Here is a 20,046-nt window from a genome sequence, read left to right as displayed (position 1 = left end):
CCCAGCGCCTCGGGGGCCGGGCGTCGGAGTCCGGCCCCCCGCACAACTCCCGCCCCGGGCCGCCCGGCCCGGGGCGGCGTCGGGAGGACGCCTCAGTGAAGACCCATCATCCGATCCAGCCACTCGTCCCCCGGATCCCGGGGGACGGCCGTCCGGACGCCTCGGCGGTTCCGGGCGGCGAGTTCCCGATCGTCCCCGCGGCTCCGGGGGACGGCCGTCCGGCGGCCGCCGCGGCGCCGGACGGCACCCGTCCGGCCGTTTCCCTCACGTGCGACGACCGCGCGGACGCGCCCGCGGCCCCGCCGGGCCAGGAGGCCGAGGCGCTGCTGGAGCAGACCCGCGCGCTGGTCGACCCGTCGTTGCGCGCCGCCGTCGAGTCCCTGCCCGGCTCCATCCGCCGGGTCGCGATGTACCACTTCGGATGGCGGCGGACCGACGGAGGCCCGGCCGCCGGAGGGGCGGGCAAGGCGATCAGGCCCGCGCTCGTCCTCGCCGCCGCCCGGGCCCTGGGCGGCGACCCGCAGCGGGCGGTGCGCGCGGCCGTCGCCGTGGAACTCGCCCACAACTTCACCCTGTTGCACGACGACGTCATCGACGAGGACCGCACCCGCCGCCACCGGCCCACGGCCTGGACGGTGTTCGGCGTTCCGGCCGCGGTCATCGCCGGGGACGCCCTGCTCGCCCTCGCCCAGCGGCTGCTCGCCGAGGACAAGGTCCCGGTCGCGGCCCGCGCCGCGGCCCGGCTCTCGGGCTGCGTCATCGAGCTCTGCGCCGGACAGCAGGCCGACTGCGCCTTCGAGGACCGGGGGCCGGACGACGTCTCGCTGGACGAGTGCCTCGCCATGGCCACTGCCAAGACCGGCGCGCTGCTCGGCTGCGCCTGCGCGCTGGGCGCGTTGTACGCCGGCGCCGGGGAGCGGGCGGTCGGCGCGATGGACGGGTTCGGCCGGGAGGCGGGTCTCGCGTTCCAGCTGATCGACGACCTGATCGGCATCTGGGGGGACCCGGACCGGACCGGGAAGCCCGTCGGGGCGGATCTGGCCGCCCGCAAGAAGTCCTTGCCGGTGGTCGCCGCGCTCACCTCCGGCACCCCCGCCGCCGCCGAACTCGCCTCCCTCTACCGGGGATCCATGGACGCCCCCGGTGACGTGAGCCGCGCCGCCGACGCCGTCGAACGGGCCGGCGGCCGCGACTGGGCCCAGGTCTGCGCGGCGGATCGGATGGCCCGCGCGGTCCACCACCTCTCCCGGGCGGTGCCCGACCCGGCCCGCGCCGGTGACCTGCTGACCCTGGCGGAGTTCGTCACCCGACGCACGCACTGAACCGTCATCCGGCGCACGCGCGGACGGACGGGCCGAGCGCCCCGGACCGGGAGCGTCCAGCCTGCCGGCCGGCCCCGGAGGGCGGGCCGAGCAGCTCCTCGGCCACCCGGGAGAACGAGGCGTCCAGCCCTTCGGCCGGGCCGGGAGAACGGGGCGGGCGCCGGGGCCGCGGGGCCGTGGAAGGAAGAGGAGGGCGACAGCGCGACTGTCATGGGCACGGGCTACAGTCCCTGCCCATGACAGATGAGTCATGGGCAGGGTGGTACCGGGACCGGCAGGGTTCCGACGCCGTCATCCTCACCACCGACGGGCAGCAACTCCGCCTCCGCGCCAGGGGCGTCGACTTCGAGGGCGAGAGCTTCGACGGGCTCGGCCCGGTGGCCGGCACCCCGCCGCCCGATGAGCTCTTCGCCCTGGTCGACGGCGTGCTGGGCGACTGCGTCCTGGAGTGGGACCTCCCGCTCCCCGTGTTCGGCGACGGCGTCGTCCACCAGGCCACGCTCAGCTGCCTGTTGTCGCTGCGCCGCCCCGATCCGTACCTGTACCTGGAGCTGCAGTTCGGCGGGGCCGCCTACGGATCCCACCGCGCCGAGAGCGACTTCGCCTCCGCCCTCGCCACGATCCAGCGTTCCCTGCCGCCGGGGGTCCGCCTCCAGACCTGCATCGCCTGCGCCTTCTCGGACTACCTCCCGGCCGCCGGCCGCGGCCTCTCCGGCGGCCTCGCGTGCTTCCGGGGCGCCAAGGACGCCTACCGCGAGGCGGCCGGCGAGGGGGACGTCCGGGATCTGTGGGACCGGCGGACGGGCCTGGTCCAGGAGATCTGGAGCTGCCGCGAGTACGAGCCCCGTCCGGAGCAGGGCGCGGGCACCGGGCACCGGGGCGCGTTCCCGCTGGAGCTGGCCTGACCCCCGCCTTCCCGCCGACCGGGGCCCGCACCCGTGACCCGCCCCCGGACAGGACCGGCGGGCCGAAGGCGGGCTCGGGCTCCAACCCCGGCCCCGGCCCCGGCTCGGGCTCGGGCTCGGGCCTCAGCTCCGGCTCGGGCTCCGGTCCCGGCCTTCAAGGCCTTTCGAGGCAAGTCCCGGAAGAACACCCGTAGTTCCCCCGTAGCGCCTGATTCCCCGCATCGCCCGTCTCCTCGCATCGCCCGTCTCCCCGCATCGCCCGGCCGGTCGCCCGCTTCTCCCGCGGGACGCGCCCGGCCGGGCCGTTCTCGTACGCACCCCGCGCCCCGCACTCCGCACTTTGCGTTCCCGCGCATTGCCGTAGCCCAATTGTTCTACTAGCATGCGAACAATGGAGGTTTTCATGAAGCGTAAGAACCTGGGGGGCGCGGTCGTGGCCGCGCTGCCGTTCCTGATCGCGTTCGTGGTCGAACTGGCGCTGTTCGCCGCCTTCCGTGACCGGATCCCCGAGCAGATCGCCGGACACTTCCGCGGCGACGGCCGCGCGGACCGGTACATGGGCCGGGAGTGGCACGTCGTCATCGGCTCCCTGCTGTTCGCCGTGACGGGGGCGCTGTGGACCCTCACGGTCGTGAAGGGCAAGTTCTACGGGCGGGCCCACCGGCTGATGGTCGCCGCCGGGTACGCCTTCGCCGGATTCATGGGCTGGCTGCTGACCACCACGCTGCTCGCCAACGTGGACGCCGGGGTCAACGCCCGGGGCGAGGCGCAGGGCGTGTCCTTCCCGATGTGGCAGCTCGCGGCGGCGCTGGGGTGCGCCGCGGCCGTCGGCGCGCTGGGCCTGGCGCTGGCCGCGCTCGTGCCCGCGCCGGAACCGCTGAAGGAGGCCGGGCCGGGGAGCGCCGCGCGGATCACGCTCGCCGACGGCGAGGTCGCCGGCTGGGCCCGCAGCGCGGGCGGCTGGTGGATGCCGCTGCTCGCGCTCGGGCTCGTGGCCGCCGGGGTGGTGCTGCTGTTCACCGCGGGCTGGCCGGCCGCGCTGCCGGCGCTGATCCTCGGCGTGCTGCTGGCAGCCTTCGCCCGCCCCTACGTCGTCGTCGACCGGCGCGGCATCACGATCTCCGGGATGCTGCCCTGGCCCCGGCTGAGAGTGCCGCTCGACCGGATCGAGACCGTCGTCAGCCGGGACATCAACCCCATGGCCGAGTACGGCGGTTGGGGATACCGCGTCCGGCCGGGGCGCAGCGGCGTCATGATCCGCTCGGGCGAGGGCATCGTGGCGACCCTGGTCGGGGGCCGGGACTTCGCGGTGACCGTCGACGACTCGGCGACCGCCGCCGCGCTCCTCAACACCCTGGTCGACCAGCGACGGGCGGAACGCTGACCATGCTCTTCCGGGTCGATCCCACATCCACCGTGCCGCTCGGCGACCAGATCGCGGCCTCCGTCCGCCGCGCCGTCGCGGACGGCACGGTGGCATCGGGCGAGCGACTGCCCGCCGCCCGGGTGCTCGCCGAGTCCCTCGGCGTCAACGTCCATACCGTGCTGCGCGGTTACCAGCAGCTCCGCGAGGAAGGGCTGATCGAGCTCCGCCGGGGGCGCGGCGCGGTCGTCACCGGCGGGGTCTCCCCGCACCATGCGCGGCTGCTGGAGCGCGTGCGCGAAGTCGTCTCCGACGCCCGGGACCTGGGGATGACGGAGGACGAACTGCTCGGCCTGGTCCGCGCCGCGCTCAACCAGTCCTGAACCACCGGACCGCCGGCCGGCCCCGCGGGGGAGCGCCGGCCGGCCGACGGGGACGGCGGCGGATGCGCGCCGCACGGCCGGGCGGTGACGGGGGTGGGGCCACCCAGTCCTACGGGGCGGCCCCACCCGTCGTTCACCGAGCGTCCCGGCGGGGCGGGGGTCCGTCAGGAGGCGTTGCGCGCCAGGGCGGCGGCGAAGCCGTACTGCCACAGGGAGTTGACCCGGCTGCGCTCGGTCGCGTTCGGGTACGGGTTGGTGCAGGACGGGCCGGGGCCGCCGCCGGACATCAGCTCGGTGCACGGGCCGGAGTAGTGGTCCGGGAGGCCGAGCACGTGACCGGTCTCGTGCGCGGTGACGCGGACCGAGTTGTACTGCTGGTTCTGGGCGTAGTCCAGGAAGATGTACCCCCTGCCATGCCCGTCGGTGCTCGCGTACGAGCCGCGCGAGTCGTTCCCCTCGTAGTAGACGAAGTCGGCGTTCGAGCCCTCCTGGAGGCGGACGTTGGACACCGAGCTGTTCCAGATCTGCGCGCTGTTGGCTATCTGGTTGCGGAAGCTCGGGGCGTTCGCCGAGCTGTAGACGATCGTGACCGCCTGGGCGCCGGGGGTCACGGCCCGCTTCTTCGCGACGGACTTGGCGACCGCCTCGAAGAACGCCTTGTTGGCGGCGGCGTCCTCGTGCGACCCGGCCTGGGCGGTGTAGCCGGCGGTGGCGGCCGGCGCCGACGCGGGCGCGGGCGGTGCGGCGGGGGAGGAGGCGATGGCGGGTGCGGTGCCCAGCGCGGCCGCGAGCCCGAAGCCGAGGCCGACCACGGCCGACAAGACGGTCCTGGGGTGCTTCATGGGGGGTCTCCTACCGGTTACCGATCGACGGACCCGTCCGTTGAACGGACTCGGACGGGGGCGGTACGGAGAGAGTGTCGGGGAGCTGAAGCCCCGGCGGATGATGTCAACCCGCGATAACGCGGACCTATCACCGGCTCCGGTACCAGCGTCGACGTCGCGATCAACTCCCGGTGAATTCAAGGACTTTGAAAGGGTTCGGGTGTCTGGTGCGACGGCCGTCCGCCTCCTACGCTCGACGGCATGGAGCTTGAGGTGAGGCACCTCCGGGCGCTGTGCGCCATCGCGGACGCGGGCAGCCTGCATCAAGCCGCCCGCAGGCTGGGCGTGAGCCAGCCCTCCCTGACCACCCAGTTGCGGCGGATCGAGAACACCCTCGGCGCCGAGCTGTTCTGCCGCGAACGGACCGGCTGCCGGCCGACCCTGCTCGGCCGGGCCGTCCTCAGCCGGGCCCGCCCGCTGGTCGACGGCATGACCGCGCTGATCAGCGACGCGCAGGCGGAGGCCGACGCGGTGCGCGCCTCCGGCCCGCGGCTGCGCATCGGCAGCACCGCCAGCCGCGTCATCGGCGGCTGGCTGCGCCGACTGCGCCACCGGCTGCCCGACACGGACATCTCGCTGCGCGTCGACGTGTCGGCGGGCGCGCTGCTGCGCACGGTCGAGGCCGGCGGGCTCGACGTCGCCTTCGTGCACGAGGTCGAGGGCTGCCCGCTGACCATCCCCGAGGGGCTGACGCGGCGCGTGCTCCTGGACCGCGAACCGCAGTTCGTCTGCATGGCCCGGGACCACCCGGCCGCCGCCAGGCCCGTCGTCGACCTGGAGGACCTGGCGGCGGACCGCTGGATGGTCGACCCCACGGTCGACGGCGAATGGGACGGGCTGCGCCGGGTGCTCGTCGACGCGGGACTCGCGCCGACCGTGCTGCACGGCGACTACCTCACCGCCGCGTCCCTGGTCGTGCTCGGGGAGGCGGTGGCCCCGTGCCAGCCCACGTCCGGCCCGCGCGACGACATGGCGATCCGCCCCCTGCGCGACGACCCCCTCGCCGTACGGCTGCTGCTGGTGTCCCGGCCGGGCGCCGACATCGCCACGGTGTACGCGGAACTGGAGGCCGCCTACCGCGAGGCGGCCCACCGCGCGGCCGGATACCGCCAGTGGCTGCTGCGCAACCGCAGCCCGCTCGTCTGCGCCCCCTGAGACCGGCGACATCCCCTGAGGCCGACGGCACTCCCTGAGGCCAGTGACACCCCCTGAGGCCGACGGCACTCCCTGAGGTCAACGGCACTCCCTGAGGTCGACGGCGTCCCGCAGCGGGTCCGCGGTGTGACGGCCCGGCAGCTTCCGCCCGCCCCCGGCCCTTGCTCCCTGCTTCTTGCCCCCTTGCCCCTGCTTCCCTCACCATTTCCGGCATTTTCCGGAATATCTGATTCCGTTCGGCGCGGCATAGCACACTTTCGCCAAGAAGTGGTGCATATTGCCCCGTATGGCGACATCTATACACGGACACAGCAACGGCGCCGACGGCGGCGCCCACACGGCCGGCAGCGGTGCCGGGGCCAGGCCCCCGGCCGCGGCAGCCGACGGAAACGGCATGAGCGGCGGCCGCGACAGGGTCGGCAGACGCGGCCGGAGCGGGGGCCGGGGCAGACGGTCCGCGCTGGCGGCCGCGGCGGCCGCGGCGCTGGTCGGCACGCTGGCCCCCGCCGCCGCGGCCGCCCCGCTGCCCGGCGGCCTCGGCCCCTGTCTGGGCGGCGACTGCCCCACGGAATGGCCCGATTTGAACAACGGGGGCGTCACCCACTACGACGGCAACATCAACATCTTCGTCGGCGGCGACTTCCTGGTCCGGGAGGCCGCGGCCGAGGCCGAGGGGAAGATCGTCACCCTCGGGGACTTCGACATGGACAAGCGTCCGGGCGCCTCGCAGATCTACAACGTCGGCGTCGCGGGCGTCGGCTCCCGCGTACCGCCGCCCGACGGCTCCGACTACCTGACCGTGGGCGGGGACCTGACCGTCGCCCCCGGCGAGCGGCTGCTCGCGGAGGAGGGCACGCACCACGGCGTGGTGAAGTACGCGCACGACCTCAGCGGGACGGTGATCCCGCGGGCCGTCGGCGACCCGGACGCCGCCGCGCCGTACACCGCCCTGCGCGGCGAGCTGACCCGGGCCAGCCGGTGCTACGCGTACGACGACGGCGAGGCCCACCGCCGCCCCGCCACGGGAACCGTCGAGAACCGGGGATACGAGACCGTCCTCACCGGCGACGGCGGCTCCGCGCTCCAGGTGTTCGCCGTGGACGCCGACGTGGCGACCGCCGCGGGCGGACCGCAGGACATCCGGTTCGAGAACATCCCGGACGGCGCTACCGTGCTCGTCAACGTCTACGGCGCCCGCCGGGACATCAGCACCCTGATGGGCTCGCTGCCCCAACAGGGCCTCCGCGAACGACTGATGTGGAACTTCCCGGACGCGACCGAGGTCGGCCTGAAGGGCAGCGGGCAGTTCCAGGGCAGCGTGCTGGTCGGAAACCCGTCCAGCATGACCAGTCTCATGATGAGCGGCACCAACGGCCGCTTCTACACGGCCGGTTCGCTCACCCACACGTCCGCGGGGGAGTCGGGCGGCCAGGAACTGCACGCGTACCCCTTCGAGGGAGACCTGCCCGCCTGCGGCGAGCAGCCCACCCCCAGTCCGACGCCCACCGGCTCCGAGACCCCGCGGCCCACCCCGACCCCCACCGGCACGTCCACCCCCGCCCCGACGCCGACCCCGACCGGCACTCCCGCTCCGACGCCGACCGCCGCCCCGACGGGCACCGCGCCGGCCCCCGTCCCCACCGACGGCGGGCCGCACGGCCCCGGCGAGCCCGGCGGATCCGGCCCGGGCGGCCCCGGGACCGGTGGTTCGCTCCCGAACACGGGTTCCGGCACGGGGGAACGGGTGCTCGCCGGCCTCGCGGCACTTCTGCTCGCCGCCGGATCGGCGGCCACGTTGATGGCCCGGAGGGCACGTCGGCGCGGTTAGCGTGGGCCCATGGCCGAACTGCTGCTGCACCTCACCGAAGGGCCCCTGTGGGAGGCGGCCCGCGGGATCGGGACGTACGAGATGTCCACCCGCGGCCGCACCCTGCACGAAGAGGGCTTCATCCACTGCTCGCTGCCGCACCAGCTCGACGCGGTGGCCGAACGGCTGTACGGCGCCGGAAGCGGGGCCGGGGCCGGCGACCAGGACCTGGTGGTCCTCGTCATCGACCCCGCCCGGCTCCCGGCCCCCGTGCGGTACGAGGCCGTCGCGCCCGGCGGCGAGGAGTTCCCGCACGTCTACGGCCCGGTCCCGGTGGACGCCGTCGTGGAGGTGCGCCCCTGGCGGCGCGAGGAGGGCGGGCGGGCATGAACGTTCCGGAGCGCGCCGGCGAGCGCCCCGCCCCCTCCCCCGACGCGCCCGTCATCGCCGTCACCGGCGCGAGCGGTGCGGTCGGCGGACGCGTCGCACGGCGTCTGGTACGGGCCGGCGTGCCCGTGCGCCTCCTCGGCCGCGACCTGTCCAGGCTGCCGGAACTGCCCGGAGCCGCGGCCGCGCCGCCCGCCCCGTACGGCGACGGGGAGGCCATGCGCCTCGCCCTCGCCGGGGCGCACACCCTGTTCCTCGTCTCGGCGCACGAGAGCCCTGACCGGGTCCGCGAGCATCTGACGGCCGTGGACGCGGCGGTCGCCGTCGGCGTCGAGCGGATCGTGTACGTCTCCTTCCTCGGCGCGGCGCCGGACGCCACGTTCACCTTCGCCCGGGACCACTGGCACACCGAGGCGCACATCCGGGTCGTGGGCGTACGCCACACCTTCCTGCGCGACAGCCTGTATCTCGCCGGAATCCCGGCGATGACCGGCTCCGACGGGGTGCTGCGCGGACCGGCCGGGAACGGCCGGGTGGCGGCGGTGGCGCACGAGGACATCGCGGACGCGGCGACCGCCGTGCTGCTCGCCGACACCGAGCGGGACGACACCCGTCACGACGGCGTCACCTACGGCCTCACCGGCCCGGAGGCGTTCACCCTCGCCGAAGCCGCCGAGGAGCTCGGCCGGGCCGCCGGCCGCACGATCACCTATCTGCCGGAGACCCGCGAGGAGGCCTACGCCTCGCGGGCGCGGTACGGCGCGGAGGACTGGGAGGTCACCGGCTGGGTGACGTCGTACGAGGCCATCGCCGCCGGAGAGCTGTCCGCGGTCTCGACCGCCGTACCGGACCTCACCGGGCACCCGGCTACGGGCCTGGCCGCCTACCTGGAACAACACCCGGAAAGCTACCGTCACTTGCTGCCCCAGGACTGACCCGGGCCGGCCCGGGAGGACCGCCCCCGGCCCGGAGCCGGACCGGAAAGGGACCGGCCGGCCCGGAACCGACCCCCGTTGGCCCGGAACCGACCCCCGTTGGCCCGGAACCGGACCGGGCCGGTCTGGTCCGGCCCGGGGCTGAACCGGGTCGGTCCTGGGACTGGACTCGGCCGGCCCGGGGCTGGACCCGGCCGGCCCCGAGGCCTCAGCCCGCGTCGTGCGCCCTCCGCAGCGCGGCGATGTCCAGCTTCTTCATGGACATCATCGCCGCGGTGGTCCGTGCGGCCCGCTCGGCGTCCTGGTCCGCGAGCAGATCGGTCAGCAGCTCCGGGGTGACCTGCCAGGAGACGCCGTACCGGTCCTTCAGCCAGCCGCAGGGACGCTCCTCGCCGCCGTCGGTGAGCCGGTTCCAGTAGTAGTCCACCTCGTCCTGGTCCCCGCAGGGGATCTGGAACGAGACGGCCTCGTTGAACGTGAACTCCGGCCCGCCGTTCACCCCGACGAACCGCTGGCCGTTGATCTCGAACTCGACCGTCATCACCGAACCGGCGGGCCCGGGCCCGGCCTCCGTGTAGCGCACGGTCCTGCCCCGGCGGGATTTCCTGAACACCGAGAGGTAGTACTCCGCCGCCTCCTCGGCCTGCCCGTCGAACCACAGACACGTGGTGAAGCCCTCGGTGGTCATCCCTGTCTCCTGTCGTGCGCGCATACCCCCGCCGGGTACGCATGTCCTCTCGAACCGGCCGATTCCGTCCGGACCCGCCCAGGCGACTCATCGGTCACGCCTTGAAGGCATCGGAATCCGCGTCGGTACGGTCATCATCACCGCCGACACGTTCGAGAAGCGGGTCAACGCGCCGAGCGCCGCATCGAGCCGCAGGTCACATCTTCCGTTCCTCGCCCGGGTGTTCGGCACAGCCGAACGCGCCGCGCCGTTCCTCGCCGGAGTGTCCGGGCCGGGCGCCGGAGGTCCATGAGCCGCACCCCGTCCCCGTACCGGCGCGGCGTCGAACCCGCCGCGCGATGGTGACCGACGGGATGCCCTCGGACGTTGATCGAGAAGGTACCGGTCACCGGGCCGCCGCACACAATCGGGGTACGGCTCCGGCGAGTTCGGGGGCCGCGGGCGCGGCCGGGGTCGTGGGGTGCGCGGAGCGGCGGACGTCCGACCGGAAGCCGGCCGGCCGCGCCCGCGCGGTGCTGCGCGAAGCCCGCTTCGCCGGGCGACGACGGGCTGTGAGAGGCCATGGCGGACCGCGAGGTTGATGGGGGCCGCCGCACGACGATCTCCGACATCGTCGAAGAAGCGCAGATGTCGCGTCCGACCGTCTACAAGTACGCCGGAACCAAGGACGAGGCGTTCGCCAGGATCGTCCGGATGGGACTGGAACAGGCCGCGGCGGCGGCCGAGCGGGCGGCGGCGCGGGCGTACCGCGACCAGCGAGCCTGGCGCGATCTCCAGCGGTTCCTGCCCGAACGCCTCCGGCTGACCGACGAGACCGCGCCCCAGGAGGAGTTCTGGGACTGGTGCGGACACCGGGTCCACCTCGACCGCTGCCCGAATCCGGCGGCGAGGGCCAAGGTCGTCCTGCACCACGGCGTGGGCACCAACGGCCGCCAGATGTCCCTCATCCTGGGCTCCCCGCTCGCGCGGCGCGGCTTCGAGATGGTCGCCCTGGACAACCTCGGGTACGGTCTCAGACGCCATCGCGGACTTCGTCATCAGAAACGCCTCCTCCTGCCCGCACCCGGCCCGCAGACCGCCGAACCAACCCGGCGCCCCTCCCGGGCCGGGTGCGGTGCTTCTTCTCCGTGGGTCGCTGACCTGGCCTTTTACTGATGGCTGGCGATGGGGTGCGACGGTCCTGATCGGGTGTCCTGCGGACTGTGTGCGGACTGCTGTGTTGCGTTCAGAGCGGCAACTCTGGTCCTGTGTGGGACCGCCGTGGTTCACGGGCGCAGGCGATAGCTCTCCACACGGTTCGCCACGTGCCCCAGGTGGACGCGCTCAGGGCGGCCGACAAACAGGTAGAACATCGACTCTGGCACATAGCCGGGCCTACGGAACCAGTTCCGAACCTTGGAGCCAGTGCCCATGTCGTCCGCGATTTCGGCCAGCACGCGCTCGGTGTCCTCGTAGATGCGCCCCCTCCGGAGGCGCCCCTTGGACCTGTTCATCATGAAGTCGGTCAGTACCGGGACGCTGCTGCCGCTGTCCTTCATGGCCCAGTTCTGCAGTGACCTGCTGGCGCCCAGGATGTCGTTGACGGCATTGCCGGCCTGCACGTGGTGCCACACATCGAGAAGCGTTGCAAAATGGCCCGGGTGCTTCAGTTCCTCGAGTACGTTCGCGAGGAAGCGGACCATGAGCATTGCGTTGCGGTCGACACGCACCGGGACCTGCGTGCCAAGCACGGCGAGCACACCTTCGCGGAGTAGCAGGTCGGTCACGCTGACCGCGCCGGCGCCCCTGGGGGCGACATGGCAGGCGCTGAGCATTACGACGGGAGGCGCATTCCCGGGGCCGAGGCCGAGTTCCAGGCATAGCTCGTCGCCGATGACGAGCCCGGATACGTTGCCCTTGAATGAGCCGTGCGCGCTGATGATCAGAAAGTCCGGGCGGTACTCGGCGACAGCATGGCGGAGTGCATCCGGGGTGAGTGTTTCGACCTCATCGATCTTGAGTGCGTCGCCCGCTGCCTGGGCGGCCTCTTTTGCGACCTTCCAGCCCTGGCGCGAGAGTCGGCCCACAGGGTCACTGGTAGGTATGCATTCCGCGATGAGGACGCTCACTCTGCCATTGAGGTTGACGCTTGAGGGCGTGTTGGTCTCGTGCTGGAGGGTGCGGATCAGCGGAGTAAGCGGGCGGTAGGTAAGGGGCAACCGCGCGGTCAGCGGGGAGGTGTCGCCGGGCAAGGTCAGGAGGCCGAGGGGGAAGTTGGAGAACACCGTTAGCTGCGACGCCCGTTTGATCAGCTCAACGACGTCTTCGCTCCAAATAGAGCTGGCGGCTGCGTCGAGACGTGCCATCAGGCTGCGAACGCTGGCGGGGTTCTCGTTGCCGATGAAGTGTCGTTCCAGTTCGGCCAAAGCCACGAAGGCATCCCTGGGGGCGGGCGGCATCATTAGCTCAAGCCCGTTTGTGGCAACGGCGTGATGTGTCGCGGCGAACTCGATGGCGGCGTCTTCTACCGCACTGTCGGGACGCTCGTGAAGTGCAACGGACCAGACGTTCGGTTCGACTTCGCTACTGAGAGGGGAAATGTGGCTGCGCACTTCGCTGCTGTATGCCGTGCGGGAGTAGGCGACAGCAACTCCTGGTAGCGCGAGCGTCAAGGGGAATCTGAGACTTCGTGCTTCTTCGTCTAGTGTGCTCTCGAAGCGTTGTTCGGCGACTTCTCGCGGTGTTTGCTCACTTTCCAGCCGAGCGATCGTAGCGAGGAGGATCTGCCCGTGCACCGCTCGTAGGGCCAGCCCGCCGGCGCCATTACCCAGCGAAGGCTCGGCGAGGTCGCCAGCCCACCCCATCTGCCTTGCGAGCCTGTGGTGGGGTAGCAGGACAGGAGCAAGATCCAGGCGTCGAGTCAAGGTGAGTACGTTCCCCAGCGGCTCGCTGTCAGGGACGAAGTGACGGTGGATTGCCTTCCAGTGTGCCGTGAGGCTTTCGTCGCTTAGGGAAGCGTAGCCCACTGCAGGCAGGGCGAAGTCCATCGTCTTGGAGCGCTGTCGGGCCTCTTCCAGCAAGTCGTCGGGGCACACCACTAGTGTGCGATGAAGCCCACGGAAGAATCCGTCGACGTATCTTGCATCGAACACGTCAATCGGTAGGAGCAGGATGTGGTGGTCGAGCTTCAGCTGCTGGGCCGCTTTGAGGATCCTGGCTGGTGTGTCGACGAGGTCGCTGAGGGTGCTCGGAAGGTGCAGGGTGTACCAGAGTCCCGGGAGCGCGGCGGCAGCGGCTCGGGATATTCCATGGGGTACGGTCACATCCCTGTTCGCGACTTCGTCCAGCTGTTCCGTGGCGAAGGGCGAGCAAACCGCCGGATCCGTTCCGCCGTTCTCGGCGCGACACAGGACGACATAGCCGAGCGGCCGCTCAAACGGTGATCCCGATTCCGTGATCGCGCCCTTTCCAATGCGAAAATTGCTGCCTATTCACAGCGTTTTGGCTGTTCGCCGCTTGGACCCGTCTACGTCCAGCCGTCCAGCGATACCTGAGGCCCCCCGGTGAGGTAGCGATGGAGGGCGCTGGCCGTAGTGTCCACGAACGCCTCGGGAATGGCCTTGGCGTCGATCCAGCAAACCTGGCTGTGCTTGCGGGGTTCGCGGTTCTCGGGTTCGCCGGCCCATTCGTGGACGGCGAAGACGACGGTGAGGAAGCCGTTGGGGGCTTCGACGCCCCAGGCGCCGTGGATGATGTGGGCGACCTTGAGGGACTCGGGCTTCACCGTGAGGCCGGTCTCTTCGTAGAGCTCGCGGACGGCGGTCTCGGTGATGGGTTCGCCCGGCTCGCTCTTGCCGACGGGGAGGTCCCACATGCCCTGGGCGAACTTGGCGTTCTCGCTGCGCTGGAGCAGGACGACGCGGTTGGTGGCCTTGTCGTGGACGATGACGGCGGCGACCAGCAGGGTCATCGATTCGAGCGCCGGCTTGAGGGCCTTCGGCTGATCGTCGGTCTGCTGGGGCACGGTGTTCCCTTCGTCGGGCGGGTTGTTGGGCATGTGAGAGCGAGGGCCTCGCGGGCGCGGCGGGCGAGATCGGCGGTGCCGGGAACGCGGCGGCGCTGGTAGACCGCGAGGGTGGAGCGGATCGAGGTGATCGCCTTGCGGGTGCGGTCGGAGGTCATGCCCTCCATGAGGACCAGAGCCTGGGTCCAGGCGGCGACGGCCTCGTCGGCGCGGGCCTGGGCGGCAAGGCTGTCGCCGAGGTCGGCGTGGGTGAGCGCGTGGACACGCTTGTACTTCTCCGGATCCCAGCGGGTGAGGGCGTCGCGGTGCTGTTGTTCGGTGCCGATGTGGTCGGCGAGGTCGGTCAGGGTGCGGGCGGTGTGGCTGGCCACGGTGCCCGCGGCCGGGCCGCTCACACGGGAGTAGCTGGGCTGGGGGCCGTCGTCCCGGAGGAGGGCGTCTTCGGCGGCGAGCAGGGCGCGTGCGGCCAAGGAGTGCTCTTCAGTGGCTGCGTAGGCGCGGGCGTGAGTAATGTGTAGGAGTGCTTCAGTTTGGCCGTCGACGTGGCCGAGACCTGTGCGGAGAGCGCCTTCGACGAGGTCGACGCAGTGGTGGGGTTGCTTGAGGCTCAGGGCCTGGTGGGCGAGGGCGCGCATCATCCAGGCGGCGTGGCCGTGGGGGTCGGCTTCGCAGGCGAGCTGGTAGCCGACCTGGTAGTAGCGCTGGGCGGCGCCTTCCTGGCCGAGGTCGTGGTGCTTCCACCCTGCGAGGTAAGCGAGTTCGGCGACGGCGCCGAAGGCGGCCCGGCGTAAGGCTTCGCTGGGGAAGCGTCCGCGCAGCATGGGTGCGGCGGTGTCGGCGAGGTACGCGGTGACGGTGGTCAGGCCGTGCCCGCCGCCGAGGCGTTCGTCGGCGGCGCTGAAGGCCGCGGTGATCTGGCGTACGACGTCCACGTCCTCCGCCCCGACCAGGGACGTGCCGGTGCGGGCGCGGAGCATGCGCGCGGTGGCTTCGTGGTCGTATCCGAGCGGCATGGCCACGCCGGCGGTGGTGAAGGCCGCGATGGCGAGGAAGCGGCGGCGCTCAACGTCGGCCCGGCCCAGGTCGGTGGCGGCGAGGACAGGGTCGGATTTCGTCGGCTCTTCGTCGCCACCGGCCTGGACGCCGATCTCGGTCTGGGTGACCGTGCGCCCCGCTCTGCGGGACAGCGCCTCGGCCAGGTACTGACCTACCCGGCCCGACGGGTCGCGGGTGCCGTTCACCCAGTGCGAGATGGCTGACTTGTTGGTCTGGAGGATCTCGCCGTTCTCGGCGGCGATGCGCCGCACGTCTCTGGCGAGGGCCTCGTAGGTGCAGTCGACCGCCGTGATGACGTCACGCAGACGGGAGTTGGGTTCTCTCGGCGCCGCCACGATCGCCTCCACTCCGGAGCTGTAAACCGCGTATACCGCTTCAACTTCCTTCCACCGTACCCACTGAGCGTGACCACCGGTTCACTTATCAGCAGCCGCCCGGAACGGCGCGACCGTGATCCAGGCTCCCCCTTGGTCCGGGCGGCACCCCGAAGTTCCGTACGCCCACACCGGGCTCGGGCATTCCTGTGCCCGGACCCGGCCGAACAGAGACGGAGACACGGTGACCACCATCGACACCACGGCCATCACGGTCGAGCTGCCCGCGGCGTTCGACCCGCGCTGGAGCCGCCTGCCCGGCATCCAGGTCGACGGCCGGCGCATCACGATCGACCCGGCCGAGTACTTCTTCCGCTTCGAGTCGAACACCTGGCTCGTCGCCGACTGGGAGCTGGTCAAGGCCCAGCTCCTGGACGTGGACGAGACGACCGAGAGCGCGGTCGAGCAGCTCGCGCTCGACTTCATCAAGCAGTACAGCGAGTCGACCTCCGACGCGGCCCGCGTCGTGACCACCGCGTACGAGGTGTACGCGTACCTCTTCCGCGACGAGCATCTGGCCGGCCTCGGTCTGCCGCAGATCACCGCCGAGCACCTGCGGATGCTCCGCGAGGCGGCCACGTTCATGGCGCTCAACAAGGTCGAGCTGGACGGGCACATCTCCAACGTCGGCCCGTGCTGGTTCTTCCCCGCCGCCACTTCCGTCGTCTTCGACCTGGATGACGAGATGGGCGGGATGCTCGACGAGGTCTACCACGGCGGCTGGTTCAACGAGCACCGCCGGATCGAGTCCATCAAGGCCCACGCCGCCCTCGGCGGTCGGTTCGTGCACGGGTGCCAGTCCGTGCCGGACCAGTCCGGCGGCGTGGTCGCGCCCTGCGGTGCCTCGATGGCGAACTTCCGCGACGACCTCGCCGCGTTCAAGGCGGGCTGGATCGAGCAGGTCTACGCCCACCGCGTGAACCCCGCCGCGTAACCCACCCGATCAGGCTTCCGGGGGCGGGCCGGCATCCCTCGCCCGCCCCGGAAGCCACCATCCCCCGGAGTCCTCCCGTGACCACGAACCCCAGCGCCGAACTCCTCGACAACCTGCTCACCACGACCGGCCAGACCACCGCCGTACGGGAGGAGGTGCGCGTGTGGTCCATGTCCGGCGTCGAGCGCGTCACCTTCCCCGACGGCTCCACGGCCATCTTCAAGTACGCCAAGAAGCCCTTCGACAGCGAGGACCAAGCCCTCCGCCTGGCCCGCACCCTCGGCGTACCCGTCCCTCAGGTCCACGCCTCCGCCGTCCTGGACGGCTGGCTCGGCATGCTCATGGAGGACCTCGGACCGTCCGTCCGCGAGGCCGACGACCTCGACGGCATCGCCGCGGCCGTGGTCCTGCACGGCACCCGTACGGCTCCGCCCCTGCCCATTCTCGGCCAGGAGCGCCTGCGTGCACTTCCGGCCCGGGCGCTGGAGCACCTCGAACGGCTGCGCAAGGGCCACCGGTGGCAGGACGCCGACGACGTCGAGGACGCGCTTGACCGTATCGCCCAGGCCGCCGAGGCCCGCTCGGCCGGAGCGACGCTGGAACCGTTCGGCTGGGTGCACTCCGAGTTCCACCCCACCAGCCTCCACATCGGGGAGCGCGGCTGGCGGCTGCTCGACTTCGCCCGCGCCTTCACCGGCCCCGGCCTGCTCGACCTCGCCAGCTGGCACGGCACCATCGAGCCCCCGCACCCCGTGCGCCTGCGCGTCTTCCTGGAGCAGTACGTCACCGCCGGCGGCACCCCCGACGCCCTCGCCCCGAGAGGCGGGCTCACCGCCGAGAACTGGGCCCTGGGCTGGCACCGCATGTGGGCCGTCGAGTGGTTCATGGAACAGTCCATCCGCTGGATCAACGACCCGGCCACCGACCCCGCCTACATCAAGGCCGTCCGCCGCCACCTCACCGACGTCCTCCACCTCCTGGAGATCTGACGTGCTCGCCCAGGCATCCCCCTGGCACGCCCACGCCCTCCAGCGCACTGCCGCCGGACTCGCCGAACCCCTGGCCGTACCTGCCCGGATGGAATGGACCACGAGACCCGGCCAAGGGCCCGGCGCCGAGATCCTCGGCCCCGACCCGCGTGGCAAGCGACTCCTGGAACTCGGCTGCGGCCCCGGCCACAACGCCGCCCACCTCGCCACCCGACACGGAGCCCACGTCACCGGCGTCGACCTGGTCGGCCTCCAGGTCCGCCGCGCCCGCTCCCACTACGGACGGCTGAACAACCTCACCTTCGCCGCCGGCCACGCCCTGCACTGCCTTCACGCCTCTGACGAGCAGTTCGATGCCGTCTACTCCGTCTTCGGCGCCGTCGGCCTCGTCGCCCCCGAGCTCCTGCTCCCGGCCATCGCTCGACGCCTCGGGCCCGTCCGGGTGCTCGCCTTCTCCGTCCCCCATCCGCAGCGCGGCGGTCGAAGCCCCTCGGGTGACGACCGTCCCCGCCGCGACCACGTCACCCTCCCCGACCGCACCCGGCTCCCCATCGCCCGATGGGAGTTCGACACCGGCCGCTGGGAGAAGCACCTCAGCCAGGCGGGCTTCTGGCTCACCTCAGCCCAGGAGTTCCACGACCCCCGCATGGGCCACTGGCCCACCACCCTGCTGATCCGCGCCCGCAAGCTCTGACCAACCATTCGCCCCGGCTTCCCCCTGGAGGAACCGATGCGCCCGCCTTACCTGCTCCTCGACATCGACGGCGTCCTCATACCCTTCCCCGACGCGGACGGCTCGACCCCGGCCACCCACGCCCGCCACGATGTCGTCCCCACCGGCCGGAGCGCCGACAACCCGGTCACCGTCTGGCTCGACCCTGCCCACGGCCCCATGCTCATGGACGTGATCAGTGCGGGTCTCGTCACTCCGGTCTGGTGCACCAGCTGGCGGCAGGACGCCACCACCCTGATCGGACCGCTCCTCGGCCTCCCGCCTCTGCCGCACGTCGACCTGCCGCGTCCCCAGATCACCACCAGCCACCCCAACGGCTACCTGTGGAAACGCGACCACGTCGATGCCTGGTTGGCAGACGCCCCCGCCGTCTGGATCGACGACGACTTCACCGGCCTCGACCACACCTGGGCGACGGAGCGCACCGCCAAGGGAACAGCGACCCTCCTCGTTCAGCCCGACCCGCACCTCGGGCTGCGGCCCGAGCACCTGACCAAGGTCCGGACGTGGGCCTCGCAGTTACCCACAGCTCGGGCGGCCTGAGGAGTGGAAGTGAATCCCTCACGTGATCACCCTGCGGGCTCAATGCCATTGAGAATCAATACAGTTGCTTCGCCGATCGCGTCCGCGCGGTCGGATCCCTACTCGAAGGAGCCGTCAAATGCGCATACGAAGACGCGCGGCGGGTGTCGCACTGGTGATAGCGACGGCGTCGCTCAATCTGCTCGGTGCTCCCGGCACGGCAGCGGCACAATCTCGGGGTGGCATCGTTCTGCCCGTGCGGTCGCACTGGCAGACCCTCGCCGACAGTGATCATGTTTACATCAGCGCGCCCGGCGATGACGCGGTGCTGGCCACCGACCACGACGGACAGGTCGTGAAGAAGGTCGAAGGTCTCGACGGGGCGCGGGGCATGGCCGAGTCCGCCGACGAGTCCACCCTGTACGTGGCCCTCCCGGACGCTGACGCGATCGCCGTGATCGACGTCGCGACCTTGACCGAGACGCAGCGTATTTCGACTGGGGCCGACACCGAACCGGAGAACCTCGCCCTCGCCGGCGGCCGACTCTTCTTCAGCTATCAGGCCACCGTCTTCGACGCTGGCATCGGGTCGGTTGCTATCGCCGACGCGACCCCAAGTGTCACCCTGGACGACAACCCCGTCTGGTACGGCAAGCCGCGACTCGCCTCGTCGCCGGGCGCGCCCGACCGGCTTGTTGCCGCGGACAGTCAGGGCATGGCCGGCATGCGCGTCTACGACGTGGACTCGGGCACGCTTCGGGAGACCGCCTACAGCGACGCCGTCGGCGACGTCGAAGACCTCGCGGTGACGCCGGACGGCGGTAGTGTGATCACCGCGGATGGCTATGACTACTATCACCAGCGGTGGCGCCTGTCGGACTTGACGGAAGAGGTTCGGTACGACACCGGCCCCTACCCCAATTCCGTCGCCGTCGACTCCCACGGCACGGTCGCCGCGGGGATCGTGGCGGGAGGGGATTGGGACGTCTACATCTACCGTCCCGGAGAGACCACCGCGTACCGCACGGTGGCGCTGTCATGGCCGTACATGGATCTGCTCGACCGGGGCTTGGCCTGGGCGCCCGACGGCAGCAGGCTGTTCGCCACTCGATTCCCCTACTCCGGCGAGGTCATTCTCGACGTCGTCTCCGACCTGGCCAAGGCGTCCAGCACGATCACTATGTCCGCCCCGAAGACGAACCCCGTCGGCACGCCGGTCACCGTAACGGGGAAGCTGACCTCCATGGTTCCCTTCCCGAAGGGTGGCAAGGTCAAGGTGACGCGCAACGGCCTGGAGCTGCCGGACGTGAGGATCCGACGGGACGGCACCTTTGGCTTCTGTGACACTCCGCCCGACTGGAACATGTACGCCCAGTACACGGTCACCTACGCAGGCGACGCCCAGCATGTGTCCGGAACGGCAACCACCATGGTCGAACTCGTCGGCTCACCAAGTCGGGCGATTCGCCCGGGTCTGTCGTAACAATGTGGGGCCAGTGTCCCTCCGGGGCACTGGCCCCACACAACGGTGCTCCGGACGCCGAGCTGCAGTTCGTCGAGCGGGATCCGAAAGGGAGCCACGAAACGTGGCGAGGGCATCTGAATC

At 71.6% G+C, this 20,046-nt stretch carries 18 protein-coding genes and 1 pseudogene; 14 read left to right on the top strand and 5 right to left on the bottom strand.

From position 1 onward, the window contains the following. The first annotated feature begins 323 nt into the window (after positions 1 to 323). From WA762_RS13085 to WA762_RS13070, 4 genes are all read left to right on the top strand, one after another. Positions 324 to 1,322: a family 2 encapsulin nanocompartment cargo protein polyprenyl transferase gene (locus WA762_RS13085; protein WP_335935721.1), complete on the top strand. Its 999-nt coding sequence runs from the start codon at positions 324 to 326 to the stop codon at positions 1,320 to 1,322. A 236-nt stretch (positions 1,323 to 1,558) separates the two neighbouring features. Further along, positions 1,559 to 2,227 (top strand): DUF6304 family protein, encoded by a 669-nt coding sequence (locus tag WA762_RS13080; RefSeq protein WP_335935713.1) that lies wholly within the window; start codon positions 1,559 to 1,561, stop codon positions 2,225 to 2,227. Positions 2,228 to 2,630: 403 nt separating this feature from the next. Continuing rightward, positions 2,631 to 3,611 (top strand): DUF1648 domain-containing protein, encoded by a 981-nt coding sequence (locus WA762_RS13075; protein ID WP_335935712.1) that lies wholly within the window; start codon positions 2,631 to 2,633, stop codon positions 3,609 to 3,611. A gap of 2 nt (positions 3,612 to 3,613) precedes the next feature. Continuing rightward, positions 3,614 to 3,973, top strand: a complete 360-nt coding sequence (locus WA762_RS13070; protein WP_335935711.1) for a GntR family transcriptional regulator — start codon at positions 3,614 to 3,616, stop codon at positions 3,971 to 3,973. A 164-nt stretch (positions 3,974 to 4,137) separates the two neighbouring features. Here the strand turns inward: WA762_RS13070 and snpA are convergent, their stop codons facing one another. Then, complete coding sequence (snpA, locus tag WA762_RS13065; protein WP_335935710.1) at positions 4,138 to 4,815, bottom strand: snapalysin; 678 nt, start codon at positions 4,813 to 4,815, stop codon at positions 4,138 to 4,140. A gap of 243 nt (positions 4,816 to 5,058) precedes the next feature. Here snpA and WA762_RS13060 point away from each other — a divergent pair, with 243 nt between their 5' ends. The 4 genes from WA762_RS13060 (at position 5,059) to WA762_RS13045 (ending at position 9,141) form a co-directional block, all read left to right on the top strand. Then, positions 5,059 to 6,012 carry a LysR family transcriptional regulator gene (locus tag WA762_RS13060; protein ID WP_335935709.1) on the top strand — a complete coding sequence of 318 codons (954 nt, stop codon included), beginning with the start codon at positions 5,059 to 5,061 and terminating at the stop codon, positions 6,010 to 6,012. 286 nt (positions 6,013 to 6,298) lie between these two features. Next, positions 6,299 to 7,840 carry a choice-of-anchor A family protein gene (locus WA762_RS13055; protein ID WP_335935708.1) on the top strand — a complete coding sequence of 514 codons (1,542 nt, stop codon included), beginning with the start codon at positions 6,299 to 6,301 and terminating at the stop codon, positions 7,838 to 7,840. Positions 7,841 to 7,849: 9 nt separating this feature from the next. Continuing rightward, positions 7,850 to 8,209 carry a DUF952 domain-containing protein gene (locus WA762_RS13050; RefSeq protein ID WP_335935707.1) on the top strand — a complete coding sequence of 120 codons (360 nt, stop codon included), beginning with the start codon at positions 7,850 to 7,852 and terminating at the stop codon, positions 8,207 to 8,209. Continuing rightward, positions 8,206 to 9,141 carry an NAD(P)H-binding protein gene (locus WA762_RS13045; RefSeq protein WP_335935706.1) on the top strand — a complete coding sequence of 312 codons (936 nt, stop codon included), beginning with the start codon at positions 8,206 to 8,208 and terminating at the stop codon, positions 9,139 to 9,141. Before WA762_RS13050 ends, WA762_RS13045 begins: the two co-directional genes overlap by 4 nt. A 208-nt stretch (positions 9,142 to 9,349) precedes the next feature. On the opposite strand, the gene WA762_RS13040 is transcribed toward WA762_RS13045, so the two are convergent. After that, positions 9,350 to 9,829 (bottom strand): VOC family protein, encoded by a 480-nt coding sequence (locus tag WA762_RS13040; RefSeq protein ID WP_335935705.1) that lies wholly within the window; start codon positions 9,827 to 9,829, stop codon positions 9,350 to 9,352. 561 nt (positions 9,830 to 10,390) lie between these two features. Between WA762_RS13040 and WA762_RS13035 the strand changes: the two genes are divergently transcribed. Continuing rightward, entirely contained in the window at positions 10,391 to 10,984 is a 594-nt protein-coding gene (locus tag WA762_RS13035) for a helix-turn-helix domain-containing protein (protein ID WP_335935704.1), read from the top strand. A gap of 110 nt (positions 10,985 to 11,094) precedes the next feature. Here WA762_RS13035 and WA762_RS13030 read toward each other — a convergent pair whose 3' ends face one another. From WA762_RS13030 to WA762_RS13020, 3 genes and pseudogenes are all read right to left on the bottom strand, one after another. Beyond that, positions 11,095 to 13,131 carry a CHAT domain-containing protein gene (locus WA762_RS13030; RefSeq protein ID WP_335935703.1) on the bottom strand — a complete coding sequence of 679 codons (2,037 nt, stop codon included), beginning with the start codon at positions 13,129 to 13,131 and terminating at the stop codon, positions 11,095 to 11,097. A gap of 203 nt (positions 13,132 to 13,334) precedes the next feature. Further along, on the bottom strand, positions 13,335 to 13,865 hold the full coding sequence (locus WA762_RS13025) for an NUDIX domain-containing protein (RefSeq protein ID WP_335935702.1): 531 nt from the start codon (positions 13,863 to 13,865) through the stop codon (positions 13,335 to 13,337). Positions 13,866 to 13,870: 5 nt separating this feature from the next. Continuing rightward, positions 13,871 to 15,223: pseudogene (locus WA762_RS13020) on the bottom strand (tetratricopeptide repeat protein); the annotation flags it as partial. A gap of 223 nt (positions 15,224 to 15,446) precedes the next feature. On the opposite strand from WA762_RS13020, the gene WA762_RS13015 reads away from it, so the two are divergent. The 5 genes from WA762_RS13015 (at position 15,447) to WA762_RS12995 (ending at position 19,923) form a co-directional block, all read left to right on the top strand. Beyond that, a complete protein-coding gene (locus WA762_RS13015) occupies positions 15,447 to 16,196 on the top strand; it encodes a hypothetical protein (protein ID WP_335935701.1) in 750 nt (249 codons plus the stop codon). 77 nt (positions 16,197 to 16,273) lie between these two features. Next, positions 16,274 to 17,185 (top strand): phosphotransferase family protein, encoded by a 912-nt coding sequence (locus WA762_RS13010; RefSeq protein ID WP_335935700.1) that lies wholly within the window; start codon positions 16,274 to 16,276, stop codon positions 17,183 to 17,185. Position 17,186: 1 nt separating this feature from the next. After that, the gene (locus WA762_RS13005; RefSeq protein ID WP_335935699.1) at positions 17,187 to 17,879 is read left to right on the top strand and encodes a class I SAM-dependent methyltransferase; all 693 of its coding nucleotides are present in this window, start codon (positions 17,187 to 17,189) and stop codon (positions 17,877 to 17,879) included. Between the two features lie 36 nt (positions 17,880 to 17,915). Next, a complete protein-coding gene (locus WA762_RS13000; RefSeq protein WP_335935698.1) occupies positions 17,916 to 18,461 on the top strand; it encodes an HAD domain-containing protein in 546 nt (181 codons plus the stop codon). A gap of 118 nt (positions 18,462 to 18,579) precedes the next feature. After that, positions 18,580 to 19,923, top strand: coding sequence for a hypothetical protein (locus WA762_RS12995; RefSeq protein WP_335935697.1), 1,344 nt, complete (start codon positions 18,580 to 18,582; stop codon positions 19,921 to 19,923). Positions 19,924 to 20,046: the final 123 nt, after the last annotated feature.

This window comes from Streptomyces tyrfis, from assembly GCF_037034285.1.
In the GTDB taxonomy this organism is placed as follows: domain Bacteria; phylum Actinomycetota; class Actinomycetes; order Streptomycetales; family Streptomycetaceae; genus Streptomyces.
This window is presented reverse-complemented; position numbering and strand designations above follow the sequence as displayed.